This window comes from Rhizobium sp. IY2 (assembly GCF_047532935.1).
Classification (GTDB): domain Bacteria; phylum Pseudomonadota; class Alphaproteobacteria; order Rhizobiales; family Rhizobiaceae; genus Rhizobium; species Rhizobium anhuiense.
On the sequence record NZ_JBLKNU010000009.1, the window covers coordinates 246,357 to 259,400 of the forward strand.

Here is a 13,044-nt window from a genome sequence, read left to right on the forward strand (position 1 = left end):
GTCCCTAAGGTATGCAGCAGGCGCTCATTCGATTTTTGCGTTGCCGCAAGAATATCAGCGCCCGCCGAATTCGCCAAATTCTTTTTTGGACAGGGGATTTGCGGCTGGTTTCACGTCCTCCGCACGGCACCGAATTTTTTCAAAACGGGTATTTGCAATCCGCCCGCTTTTGGTTATAAGCGCCGCACAGCAGCCAAGCCATGCTTCGGCGGCAACTGCTGGGGAATAGTTCAATGGTAGAACGACGGACTCTGACTCCGTTAATCTTGGTTCGAGTCCAGGTTCCCCAGCCAATTCTCCCGAAAAGCCCTTAATTCCTTGATTTTCCAGTCGTGCCGGATCCTGTTTTGGCATCACTGGCGACCTGATGCCCAGAACTGGTGCCCAAAGGTGATGCCCAGGCGCTTAGCGCGTCGCGGCAGATCCCTCAGGCGAAGACAGGGTATTCGTCATGGCCGTGCGCCACGAGGTCGAGAATCTGATCCGCCGCGGAAACATCTTCTACTGGCGGCCGCGCATCCCCGCCGCATTCGTTCACTGCCGTCCGGGCAGCCGTCTTTCACTCAGCCTTCATTGTTCGGACCATAGAAAGGCTCAGATCATCGGCCGGAAGCTCAACACCCGGCTGGCCGAACTGAAGATGAATTCGAAGGACGCGATGACCACCAAGAAGCAGCTCCAGATCCTGTTAGAGCACGTGCGGGACCAAGAGCTCGAGAGGCTCGATGACATCAGCACGATGGCCAAGCGCAATGGCCGGGGCGGCGACGTCGTCGAGATGGAACTCGATCTCGAGGCTGGCTGGGCCTGTCAGCTCCTGGCGAAGTTCGGGACCCGCTCGGACCTCAGCCTCGATGGCGACTGCCCCGGGCTCACCTACCTGCTCAAGAATGGCGTGCCTTCTTCGCATATCGACGCTATCCGGGCAAACTATCTCGCCGAGCTCACGATTGCACGCAGCGCCGGCTTCGAGGACGGCATCCGGCAATTGATCTATCAGTTCGATATTGCCGACACCGCCGTCAATCGCGAGCGCGCGATGTCGAAAATGTTCGAAGGCCGTGCCGCAGCCCTGCTTGACATCGACGATCGACACGATCTCGTCGACCGGACCTTAAGCGAATTCACGGGTGGCGGCAGAGCGAACAAGTCCGTGGTCGAGGAGAAGCCCAACGAGGTCGAACCTGCTGCCCCTCCCTCATTGATGCTGGCAAAAGAGAGCAAGCCGGCACCGACTGCGACCGATATCCCGGAGGCAGAGGAAATCGCCTTTCTCGACCTGTCGCCACGCGTGGCGCCGAAGGCAAAAACAACAACGCCTGAAGCTCAAAGCGAAAACCAGAGGGTCGTAGCCGTCGCAGATTTCGAGCAAGCGTGCGAGAAGCTCATCGCGAACATGGGCGAAGAATGGACACCGGAAACGGGGCGAGACGCCATGGCGCTGGTGCGGATGTTCAAATCGGTGCTCATCGAGCATGGTGTGGAGCATTCCGGGCAGATCGAGCAATATCACATCGGTCAGTTGCGTCAGCACTTCAATGACATTCCCACGGACTGGGGCCGGAGCAGCCGGATGCGCATCATGTCAGCGCCGGAACTTCGTGCCGAAGGCGAGAAACTGCGCAAGGCGGCCGAGACTTCGGAAGCCAAGGCGAAGGTTGGCCTCGCCTCCACAACGATCCGCAAGCACTTCGGAAACCTGCAGCACTTCCTGAAGCATTTGAAAGGCCACGGTTTCGCAATCGAGGACTGGACGTTCGAAGGCATTCGCCCGAGAAAGCCCAAAGCCGGAGACATCCGTCACCAGCAGTACAAACCGAAGCCTCAAGACATCGCTCCGATTTTCTCGAGTCCGATCTATACGGGCTCGCGGGATCATCTGCGGGGAAAACGGCGGCAACCGGGCAAGCAAGTCTTCCACGATTCGCTCTATTACCTACCGATCCTGTTCACCTATCTGGGGCCGAGACGCAAAGAGTTCGCCGGCCTCTCAGTCGATGACATTGCGAAGGACGAGGACGGATATGTCATCATCCTACGCACGAACGGCATTAGGCGATTGAAGACCGCACAATCAAAACGGCTGCTACCCATGCCCGACGAAATGGTTCGATTGGGCTTCCTCGACTATTATCAGGCGATCAAGGGACTGGGATACGAAGCTCTCTTTCCGGATCTTTTCTCGCATAAGACGAAGAACGATCCGGGCAATCGTTTCTACAACACCTTCATTCCTGTCATGCGTGGCGCCCTCGGTGAAAAATTGTGGGAGCGATCCATTCATGCCCTTCGTCATGGTATGGCAGACACCCTGAAGCAGGCCGGCGTTTCGCCTGAGGTGATCGATGATATTTCGGGCCGACTGAGCGAAGGCAGTGAAACGAACACGCGATACACCAATCCAGCCGGCCTCCCGTTGATGCGGAGCGCACTCAAACACTATCCGATCATTACCGCGACCATTGAACCGAAGCCACTGCAGCTTCTCCCATGGGTCGAGAACAAGCAGCCGCCGCCATGGGCGCGAGAGGGCAAGAAGTGAAGCAATCGAGGCGGAAATGATTTCCGCCTCGGCTTGCCGCGAAACTAGGCTGCTTCCCAAACCTGATTGAGAATTCGTGCTGCCAACGCCGCTTTGTCCTGCGGAAGGAAGCGGCCGTAATGCTTGGCGACCATGTCTGCCGTATCCTGGATGGCGTAGCTCGCCTGCTCGTATGAGCCGGTCTGCTTCAGGATGTGCGTTGCCAGCACGTCGCGCACATTGTGGGGACCGTGTGGAAGGAGACCTTTGATCGCCCCTCGCCCGGTGTAAGGGTTGTAGATTCCATAGCGCTGGATTGTCAGCCGCCATGCCTCGTAGAAGGTCGTGATGTCGTAGGCCGCGTCGGTACTCGTCGTCTTGACCGTCTTCACAAAAAACGTCCCGGGGTCGGCGGCGCCTTTAAGAAGGACCGAGCGATGGCGCTCGACGTAGTCGTCGATATGACGGTAGAGATCGAGCAGATCGGGCAAAAGAAGTCGAAATGGTTTGTCTCCGAAGAACGACGAATGGGCGTTCTTGAAAGCCACCGCCGGGATCAACACCTCCCAGCCACCGTCCCGGTCACTCCAGCGAATTTCGCCGCGTTTTAGCTTTTCGAGCGTGCGTTCCGGACGCGGCGTGTGGCCCCGTGGGCACAGCATCAACTGCCGCAGGTTTTTCTGACGAAGTCCCAAATGCAGCCCCAATCGGAGCATGAGGAAAGAGCGAACCGCCTCTGCAGCCGGGCGCGGATAGCGCTCCTCGTCGGGCATCAGCCGGATGATCTCCTCGGTGATCTTCCGATATTCGCCGACAGGACTGTCGGCTTCAAGCACCGGCATGATCGGCTCGAACGGATCACGATGGACCCGGGCAATGCGCTGGATTTCCTTCACACGGTGGGAAGCGTGTTTATGAAAGTCTTCGCAGGCGCCGTGCCAATCCTCCCGGGCATAGTCGATCTCGCTCTGCGAGACGAGACCGGCAATAGGCTGCACGCGCACCAAGAGTTCAGGATGTTGCCGAAGCCATCCGGTGCTCTCCTTTGTGATCGCCAGGGCGATCCGCAGCATGTCGACTTCCCACGCCGTATAGAAACCCCGACGGCTCTCCCGCCATTGCAGATACCAGTCCCAGACACCCGGAAAGATGAGCAGCCCGAAGGTCAGGTGACGGACCGGCACGCCATATCCCCTGATCTCCCCCGTCTTGGATGCGGCCAAGGCACCGAACATCAGGCCCAGATGCTCGATCTTCTGCGATGCTGTATCCTCACCCCAGACACCGTTGCGCTGGAAACCGATCGATGTCAGTGCCGAGGTCTTGAAGCGGACAAGGTCCACCATTTCCATCGCTAGCGCAGGCGGCGCATCGACGACACCCGACACAAGGTCAGGATCCTCTATCCAGGTCTCCTCGTAGTTCGCCGGTACCGCGATCTTTCCATCATGCGGCGCGCGTCCACCGTAGGATACGCCGGGAAAACGGATGGCGTAGCGCTGCTTAACCGCGGCAGCCTGGAACTTGCGGTAATCCGTCGACCCGCTGATGATGACGCGACGGACCCAATCCAGTATCTCCTCGCGCTTGGCGAACGGAAGCGAATTGAAGTCATCTGGTAGATGCCACGCGATCCTGCGTCGCTCGGCAGGCTCGATACCCGATAGATTAAACCCGGACGCCGATCGCGACTGATGCGGCAGCTTCGCTTTAAAATAGCCTTCCGGGAGACGGTAACGGCGCTGGATACGACCAAGCACATCGAAGCTGTCTGTGCTTCGCGGCACGCGCCGGCCTTCGATCCAACTCAACAGTGTATTCTTGTCCATGGGCTCGTCAGCCCGCACGACCGATCGATAGAGAACCCAGTAGGTCTCACCGTGGCGACGCATGTGGAGCTGGAGTGCTTCGGCGAAATCCGCGGGGTCATCCCACTCGCGAAACAGAGGTTCCGGAAAATCGACCTTCACGCCAGACTTATGCACCACGGGGGCAGCCTGGGAACGCGCAGTTTCCGGGGGCGCCGACTTGATTGTCGGTTTCGTTTTCTCGGCGCTGGCCTTTTTTGCTCTCGTTGCGCCTACAGGCTTCCGGGAGCCCTCTTCCGCGTCTCCGGCTGTTTTCCCGTCGTCCCTGTTCCAACGAACGATGGCATCAAACCCGGGGTCGATCAAACGGTGGTGCGATGCAAGCGATCGAGCATCGATCCCGGTCATGCGGGCAATGACATCCCATTCGGTGCGGCCTGCCGTCCGCGGTGGCGCACACCGTCTTTCGATAAGTCGCCGCATATAAGCCTTGAGGGCTTCGGCCTCTTCGCCGGAGAAGGCGGTCGAGAGACGCAGTTCGCAATAGGCGTCGATCTTACGTTGGAAGGCTTTGATTGCAGTTAGCTTGGTCATTTCACTTCATCATGTTCGTTACTCGGACCCTCTATGCGAGGGGCCCGCCGAGCTAAGCGAAGCGGATTAACGAAGGATTGGAGCCGTCTGCTTCTCCATAAATCCGATTCAGAATCAAACGGCGTTCTCGGGAGTAATGGGGGGAGAAGTCGTAAAGGAAGCAAACGCCGTTAGGCGTTGATCGGCTTCGTCGAGCAAGCAGATCCGGTAACAACAGACCAAGTGGACACGGACGCGCTCAGACCTCCTGGTCGGGGCCGTTGGGATAGATCAGGTGGATTTTCCTGCGAAACGGCGAGCCGCCCATCCGGTACTTGGCGACCAGATCGTCGAACACTACGTCGCATTCGCGCTCATCGAAACCCTGATCCGTCAGCATTGAGACGATCTTGTTCTGGAACTTCTCGAGCTCCATCTGCTGACCCTTCTCAATCGCCCGCCGGATCAGCCAGAACAGCGCCACCCGAGCCACATCATCTCGGTCAGGCCGCTTTGCCCTTCTGTTGGCGTCGCGAAGTGCCTTCTGTCGCTGCCTTGCTGCCTTCAGGTTCATGATGCTCCTCCCGATCCTCGACCTCTTCAATGGTCAGGGGACCGGCCTACCGGCGCAAGCCTTGTTCGGCTGAATCGGAAATATCGACCTTTGAATCGCCGGCGCAGAACCATGAATCAAATGACCGCAATTTGTTTCGAGTTGCAGGCACGTCATCTCACGTCAAGACGAGCTGTTCGGCGGCGAACGGCGTTGCCGAATCGCTAACTCCGAGTTCCGAATCAAAAATCCGGTGTTCGGAATCAAATGAGCGCAATTTGTTTCAGGTTGCCGGAAACTTGATGTGAGTTGACGCCAACGTGCCACACCTCATTTCAAGTCACGCCACATCATCACGATGATGTCCGAGTATCCAGCCTTCCCATTTTCGAACGGCATCGACTGCCGGAATGCCTTCACCCCGCCGGCCGTCAACGACATCGAGCATCCCCAGCAGTCCGATGACGGCATCGAAACGATCCTCTCCTGCTTTGTCCGAGGCGAAGCCATCGTCGATGAACGGCTGAAGCAGACCGGTATCGAGGTTCGGCCGCGCTGCAAGCCACGGCACTATAATCTGTCCCATCCGTATCCGGTCTGTGTGGCGCCGCTTACTCCATCCACTTCGGGGCATGCCGATCTGACGATACACGTCGCCAGGATAGGTCTCAGTGACGATGACCGGCTTGCTGCCCGCGAGATCGGCCAGGCTTCCGTCAAACGGCCATAGCCCCATCTCATTCAGCCGCGGCACGATGATTTCCCGCCATCCCGAGATCGCTCCTTTGCCGACCTGATTGCCGCCAAGCGTCCAGAACAACATGCAGGCAGCCTGCCGATCGGCGGTCGCCCGCTCACAGATGCGCAAAAGCGAGGACGCGTTAGAGATCCCCAGGGCATCGAATAGATGCGCGCGCACCGTGCCACCAGGGCGGACGGGATAGAACGGGCGCTGCAGCGAGATACGTTCGCGATGATCAGCGACATTGTACCAATCCGACCAGATCCCGGAGCCGAATGATGTCAGTGCCTCCCGGAAAGAACCGAGGCCGGCTGCTCGCGCATAGGCCTCCGGCAGGCCGATGGGGAAGTCGAAGCCGATGAGAAGCGCGCCAGGTTCGATGGCGCGACGCCGCAGCCGGTCGAACAAGCTCGACGTGTCACTGACAAGTTCCGGAGGCTGAACGTGCCATTGTCCACCGCGCTTGATGGCCACAGCCATCCAGCGCTTTTTGTGGTCCATGCTCCAATCGCAATGGGCGACGACCGCGACACTCATCCTGCACTCCGCTTCTCTCCTCATCGGCCGCATGACTATCAGCTTTAGGGCGGCAGATCACCGTCTGCCAGGATGTGCATCACCGCTGTCTCATCCATTGCCTGTGCATCGAACAGCGCCTTCGCCAGGGCATGAAAGGTCGACCTGCGCCTCCTGAGAATCACCGCCGCCCGGTCGAGTGCCGCGTCCAGCCTTGCATGAACGCGCACCATCAGTTCCGGTTCACGACCGAACACTTCGCCCGGATCGCGATGCGGGCGATAGAGCAGCGGATGCTCGGTCCCGAAGCCAAGGGTCCGTTCCATATCGAAGGCGATCCGCGTGGCCCGCGCCAGATCACTATCGTCGGTGCCACCGGAGCCACTCGATATGCGCTTGAGCACCAGCGCCTCGGCAGCCCGCCCGGCCATGAGCATGGTCAGCATGTGTTCGTACCAGTCACGGGTATCGGTCGCCCACAGGTGGAAGCCGACGAGATTGTAGCCACCCTGCCCGGTATCGATATTGAGACCGCGGACGGGACCGAGATCGAGGGCATGATGGACAACCGCATGTCCCGCCTCGTGGAAAGCCCAGCGCCAGCGCAGGTCATAGGGCACAGGCGGACGATTGCCGCGGATACCTTCTTCAATATCCTCGTAGCTGATCTCCCGCTTGCCGCGACGCGCCTTCAACCGCGCCTCGCGGACAATGCGTTCGATATCCGCGCCCGTCAGACCCATCGCGCGCGTGGCGAGACGCCTCAGGATCACGTCGACGGAATTGCCCTGCGGCACGGCTGCCGGCGTTTCCGTCGTGTTGGTGTTCTGCGTCGCTGTCATCGACCTGCTCCTTTGCGTTCCCTTTCGGCTTCTTCTCTCAGATGGTCGGCGACGAGCTTCTTGAGGGAGAATCCATCGTCGGCTTCTGGCCGGACGTCCGGGATCCGCTCCCGGATAAGCGATTGCACGTCATCACCGAGATGATGGGCCAGGATTTCTGCAAGCGTCGGCACGTCTGGCTTGGAGATTTCTATATGGGTCTCCAGCCGCCCGGATCGCTTGATGGCCGCGTCGATGTCATCCGGCCGATTGGTTGCGCCGACGATGATCAGCCCTTCGCTCTTGACCGCACCGTCGAGGAGTTCGAGCGCCTTGTTGACAACGGCATTCCAATAGTCTGAGTACTCCCGCTCCGCCGACTGCCGCTTGCCGATGCCGTCGATCTCATCGATGAACAGGATTGCCGGCGCCATGGCCCGGGCCTCGATGAATGTCTTCGCCATCTTGTCGATCACATCGTTCAAATGTCCGCCCTGCAGCCAGGTGGAAACGGACGTGACGACCAACGGAATCTGCAGACTGTTGCACAGCGCCCGGGCAAAGGTCGTCTTGCCGGTACCGGGCGGGCCGGACAACAACAGCTTGGTGCTCATCTCCGACCAGGAAAGGATGCTGGCCCGATAATCGTCCAGATCAGCCTTGAGATCGAGCGCCCAGTCCTTTGCCTTGCCATATCCGGAAAGGGCTTCGACGGTCACCGGCGATTTCCGTCCGATTTCGGCGGGCGTCGGTAGAGGCTCCGGCTGGATCACTTCGGCACCTGACGGCTTGTCCTTCTTCCAGCGACCGCTACCCTCACTCTCGGAAGGCTTCGGCTTATCGCCCGACCCTTGGGGTTTCTCCGTGGGGGTGTTGGAAGGCCCCGACCCGGATGCCTTTTCGCCACCCCCGCCGCCATCGCCGTCCTGTTCCTCGAAGTCTCCGCGATTGCGTTCGATAAGCGTGGCAACGACAGACAGGGCGTCCCGAACATGCCGCCCCGGACGAAAGGCAAGGACCAGGTCCTCGAGCGACAACCAGCGCGCATCGGAATCCGACGGCAGCCCCAGTCTCTCGATCACCGTGTCCGGATAGAGCACGTCGACCAGATCAGCGACCAACCTCCGATCAAGCTTTCCCGTCTCCAGCGACAGATCGGCGGAGATGCGCAGCAGGGAGGGAATGTCCGACCGCTTTTCGGCGATGGCAAGGATGGGAAAGTCGCGGGACAGCGCGCTGATCATCCGCCGACGCAAGGCGTTGCCCGTGACGCGATGCACGCCGGCGCCCGAGAACACCACAAGACGTTTGCGAACCTCTCCTTCGTAAACATCGAAGTGGTTGTCGTCGAACATGTGGTCCGCGTCGATGATCGCGAAGGGACCGCCAGGCACCAGCCCGGATTTCTCCAGGAGCCGCAGCACTTCCCGCTCGAAGCCATCCAGCGGCGCGTGGAGCGTGATGACCGGCGTCACATGGATCAGGGTGTGAACGATCTCCCGAAGCGATCTGCCGCTACTCCGTACCGCGCGCGCCAACACAAGGGCCGTCACGACATGACTGACCAGCGGCGTTGCCGCTGCCCGATCCACAAGGCCGACCGCGTAAGCGCGCCGATCGATGCCGTTGGCCAGCGTCACCTCCTCTGCGATTGCGCCGTGGCGCTTGCGGGGGAAGGCAACCAGCGGCGAGGTGGGCTTCACGTCGCTGATCTTCATCGTCACGGCAACATCGCCACCCGTGCCAGAAGCCGGATTGCTATTCTCCTTCGGCGCGACAAGCCAAGCACCGAAGTTCTGCCGGAACCAGGCACCATCCCGGCCCGGATTGCCGGTCAGCCTTGTCGTATCGAAGGCCGGTGTGTAGCGGAAGAGCAGATGACCTTCGACATCCACGATCTTGCCCTCCACCAGACCGTTGCGCAGCGCGATCCGGCGCGCCTCGCGGCGGGCAAGATGCCGAAGACGGCGGATGAACAGACGGGCGACCTTATCCATCGGCGCGCCCTCCGGTCTCCGCGGCAAAAATTGCCGTTTCGGGGTTCTGCGCTGGATCGCGCGGCCGTGTCCGGATGCGCTTTCGACGTTCGCGATGGGCAAACTTGGTGGAAGCCGCCAACACACGCTCGCGCGGTGAACGACGCAGCCGGTAGGTCTCAGCCGAAGCAATGACTTGGGCCAACTGGGTCAAATGCTCATTCCGGGACCGACCGAGATCCCGGTTGCGGCTTCGCAGCCAGTCGAGCAGTATGCGGCATGCCGGGTTGCCACCATCGGCAAGTGCATTCAACCGCAGCATCAGAGGCTCCGGCACAATGCCATCCAGAAGAGGGCCTTGCCGGACAAAGGCAAGCGCCAGGCCGATCAGGACCGCCGGATCGTCACCATGACGATGCCCAATCCTGGTGTCGCCGGAATGGAGGTGGGGCACATTCGCCAACCTGCTGTGATCGCAGGGCTTCGAACGGACGATATCGAACGTGACCGCTTCGCAATGGAAGCCAGCCACAGTCGGGCTGTGGGTATCAATGGACATGACTGTCTCCTCGCCGGAGCCCATCGGCATCCGGCTTTCATGGAATGGAAGAATGGGGAAGCAGACCGCGCGCTCACGGCGCGGCCGCGATCAGTGCCGTCGGACGAGCGGCCGATCAGTGCCGGCGGGGACGGCGGGCAAACCCAATCCGGATACGGACCGGTTCCGGTTCGTCGTCCTGATCCTCGTCGAAGCAACCGAGATCGTAATCACTATCGTCTTCGTCCCGCGCGGCAATCGCCTGCTCTTCCTCGTAGCCGCGCGCCGGACCGTTCAACGCGATCAGCGGCTTGCCTGGCATAGCCGAGGCAGGCGCCGCATTCGACACGACCGCCTCCACGACACCAAGCGCCTTGCGGGCTTCCGCTTCGAGAAGTTGCTGAACGCGGCGGCCGAAGCGGGCGCGCAGTTCAGCCATGCAGGCAGCAACACCATCGATATCCAACAGGTCGTCGATCTCCGACAGAGCCCAGATACCGGTCGCGTGGTCGCTCGGGCGGCTGGCGCCATCGACGATGGCGACCTCGACCGTGTCGACCATCAGGCGTTTGTGGTTCTTGTAGAGCCAATCCGGCAGAACCATCGCCGACGCCATCATCTTCATCTTCAGTTCTTCGAGACGACTGGTGTCACCGTAGGAGGCGAGCGAGCGCTTGAGGTCGAGGATGTAGGCGGTGTGGCGTGCCCGGTTCACGACGATGAGGTCCGGTGTATAACTTCCCTTGGCCGGCGCCTCGCAGTCGAGCTTGATGCCATCGAGGCAAGACCAGTCGTTGCCGGAAACGGCTTCGAGCGCGGCCTTGACCAGCGGCAGTTTGAGCGACTGGGTGAGCACCGTGACATTCGGATTGGCTTTCGCCAGACGCTCGACCGCCTGCTCCAGCAGCTTGCCTTCCCGGAACGATACCGCACGGACCAGCGACGCGATGTGAACGTAGTGACCGAGGATCTCGTCTTCAACCGGTTCGCCGTCTGCAATCGCCGCAATGGCGCGATCGATCAGCAGATCGAGATCGGCCTCGACGTCACGAAGGCGAACGATGTGCGGATGGCGGCGCAGCGCAGCCGGTTCGCTAACGGAAGCCGTTGCATGAACCGAAGCGCGGCTGAAGCCGAAGGGGCGCTCGCGCAATCCGGCGGCCGAAGCGACGGCGCCGGCGTGGGTGTTGATGGTCGAACGGAGAACTTCCCCAATGGGGAGTGCAGATGTAAACGTGCTCATAGCCCGATTCCTTTGTACGAAGGCTGAGGGTCAGGCCCTTGTCGATGTTGGTAGCATCGGCTTGGGCCGCTTTGTGTCCGGTCTTCCGAACGGCCCTAACCTGGCAGGACCGGCGACCGGGCTCAAGCACCCGATCGGCAAAAAAAGAACAAAGCCGGTACAAGGTTAACGGTGGGCTCACGGCCACAATGGCGCTTCGCGTTCGATCTTCAGCGGACTGGCAGCCTACGAACGTTGCCGTTCAACTGCGGATTAAAGCCGAGCATGAGAAAGGGCCGACAAGCGGCCCTCTCGATATCTATGGGAAGGCCGGGGTTTCCGGCCGTCCAGTCTTAGGCCAAGCGCATCATGCCGCGGCGGTCGGCGGTGTTGCCGATTTCGTCGCAGTGCCTGACGCGGACTTGATCCGGCCGACGATCTCCGGACGCGTCACGTGCTTTCCGGGTTTGGAAAGAGCCTCAGCGACGGAAGGAACGTCATCCTCCAGTGTGAGCTTGGACCTAGGCGCTTCTATCGTGGCAGTAGCTCCAAAAGCCGCAGCGATAGACTCCATCCTTTCCTCTACCGAGGGGATACCCATGACAACCGGATCAGGGCTGCCGCTGACATCCGCAGGAACCGGCCGGTCCGCACCAACCTCAACCGGAACATTCGCGCTCGGCGCTTCACTGGTTTCAGCGCCAGGCCAAGCCGGGGCGCTGGATTTGGAGGTGGCCCATTCCAGGATCGGTACGACTTCCGTTTCCAACCAGGCCCGAAGCTCGCCCTTATCCGGCCACGTCGTTTCGCTACCCATCTTGTAGAGCAGCCCGCTTACCTCGGCCCAGCGAGACTTTCGAGGAAGGGGCGTGCAAGAGATCACGTATGCCGCATTGGAATGCGGCATGACAAACTGCGCCAGACTTTCAAGTTCCTTGTGCGCAAGACGTGCCGTCAGATGTGTCTTTTCAGCGAGCGTCTTCTTGACGATGTTCTTCTTCGGCAACGCCTCACTGACATGCGTGCGGATTTCTTCGAGATGCCCGATGAAGGCTTTGAGGCCATCCCGGACCTTGATCGCAATGATCGCCTTCAGCCCGTCAATGCCGCCAACATCGTACGGATCGACCTGCGGCTTTGCGTTGGCCTCGTTTTTCGAGCCGGCCATAATCGCTGCGACGTCCTGCACCCTGAGCTTGCCGTTCTGGGCAGCAATGCCGATGGCCTGTTCGATCTGCTCGGGCTCAGCAGCGCTCAACTTTCCAAGAACCGTCGGACCGACGGCCAGTTCCACCAGAATGTCCTTGTAGCGACGCAGGTTACGAAACACCGCGCGCTGGGTTCGGACGTGGCGCGCGGTATAACCGCAGCGCTCCACAGCCCATTTTTCCAAGGTTACTTCCGGGAGCAGCCCGGCTGCGCGTTCAAGATGCTCGCCGAGCTTGAAGGTCTCTTCGGTCGAACGGCGCGAAACGCTGATGAGGAACATGGCCGTCTCTTCGAGCTGGTTCTTGATGTCTTCTGCGACAGCGTTGGCTTCGTAGAACGTGCGAGCGGCGGATGGGAGAGCGAATGCGTTGGTAGTCTTTGTCATGGGTAACTCCATGTAAGAGGAATGATCGTAAAAGCATATTCGCTTCTACCCCTCCATTATCTCAAGTATCAACCTGCAAGACCACCAATCTATGGTTTTTGTAAATAAATGTAGCCAAGTAATGTATCGAAATAAGTACTTATAATACTATGAATTTTGCCGCTTCGATCGCACCGGCGC

9 protein-coding genes and 1 tRNA gene are annotated in these 13,044 nt (G+C 60.0%); 2 read left to right on the forward strand and 8 right to left on the reverse strand.

Annotated features, from left to right (window positions below; all coding sequences use genetic code 11):
* Window positions 1-219: 219 nt before the first annotated feature.
* Together ACMUVN_RS25080 and ACMUVN_RS25085 are read left to right on the forward strand one after the other, a co-directional pair.
* Window positions 220-293: transfer RNA gene (locus ACMUVN_RS25080), tRNA-Gln, on the forward strand.
* 158 nt (window positions 294-451) lie between these two features.
* Window positions 452-2,542 carry a DUF6538 domain-containing protein gene (locus ACMUVN_RS25085; RefSeq protein WP_414815576.1) on the forward strand — a complete coding sequence of 697 codons (2,091 nt, stop codon included), beginning with the start codon at window positions 452-454 and terminating at the stop codon, window positions 2,540-2,542.
* 44 nt (window positions 2,543-2,586) lie between these two features.
* Here ACMUVN_RS25085 and ACMUVN_RS25090 read toward each other — a convergent pair whose 3' ends face one another.
* The 8 genes from ACMUVN_RS25090 to ACMUVN_RS25125 form a co-directional block, all read right to left on the reverse strand.
* Window positions 2,587-4,923, reverse strand: a complete 2,337-nt coding sequence (locus ACMUVN_RS25090) for a hypothetical protein (RefSeq protein WP_414815577.1) — start codon at window positions 4,921-4,923, stop codon at window positions 2,587-2,589.
* A gap of 238 nt (window positions 4,924-5,161) precedes the next feature.
* On the reverse strand, window positions 5,162-5,476 hold the full coding sequence (locus ACMUVN_RS25095) for a hypothetical protein (protein ID WP_182562302.1): 315 nt from the start codon (window positions 5,474-5,476) through the stop codon (window positions 5,162-5,164).
* A gap of 319 nt (window positions 5,477-5,795) precedes the next feature.
* Window positions 5,796-6,734, reverse strand: coding sequence for a DUF429 domain-containing protein (locus tag ACMUVN_RS25100; RefSeq protein ID WP_414815578.1), 939 nt, complete (start codon window positions 6,732-6,734; stop codon window positions 5,796-5,798).
* A 44-nt stretch (window positions 6,735-6,778) separates the two neighbouring features.
* Entirely contained in the window at window positions 6,779-7,555 is a 777-nt protein-coding gene (locus ACMUVN_RS25105) for an ATP-dependent Zn protease (RefSeq protein ID WP_414815579.1), read from the reverse strand.
* Window positions 7,552-9,531 carry an AAA family ATPase gene (locus tag ACMUVN_RS25110; protein WP_414815580.1) on the reverse strand — a complete coding sequence of 660 codons (1,980 nt, stop codon included), beginning with the start codon at window positions 9,529-9,531 and terminating at the stop codon, window positions 7,552-7,554. The genes ACMUVN_RS25105 and ACMUVN_RS25110 overlap by 4 nt, the downstream gene beginning before the upstream one ends.
* Complete coding sequence (locus ACMUVN_RS25115; protein ID WP_414815581.1) at window positions 9,524-10,069, reverse strand: hypothetical protein; 546 nt, start codon at window positions 10,067-10,069, stop codon at window positions 9,524-9,526. Before ACMUVN_RS25115 ends, ACMUVN_RS25110 begins: the two co-directional genes overlap by 8 nt.
* Window positions 10,070-10,184: 115 nt before the next feature.
* Window positions 10,185-11,291 (reverse strand): hypothetical protein, encoded by a 1,107-nt coding sequence (locus ACMUVN_RS25120; RefSeq protein WP_414815582.1) that lies wholly within the window; start codon window positions 11,289-11,291, stop codon window positions 10,185-10,187.
* Window positions 11,292-11,637: 346 nt separating this feature from the next.
* The gene (locus tag ACMUVN_RS25125) at window positions 11,638-12,864 is read right to left on the reverse strand and encodes a hypothetical protein (RefSeq protein WP_414815583.1); all 1,227 of its coding nucleotides are present in this window, start codon (window positions 12,862-12,864) and stop codon (window positions 11,638-11,640) included.
* Window positions 12,865-13,044 lie beyond the last annotated feature (180 nt).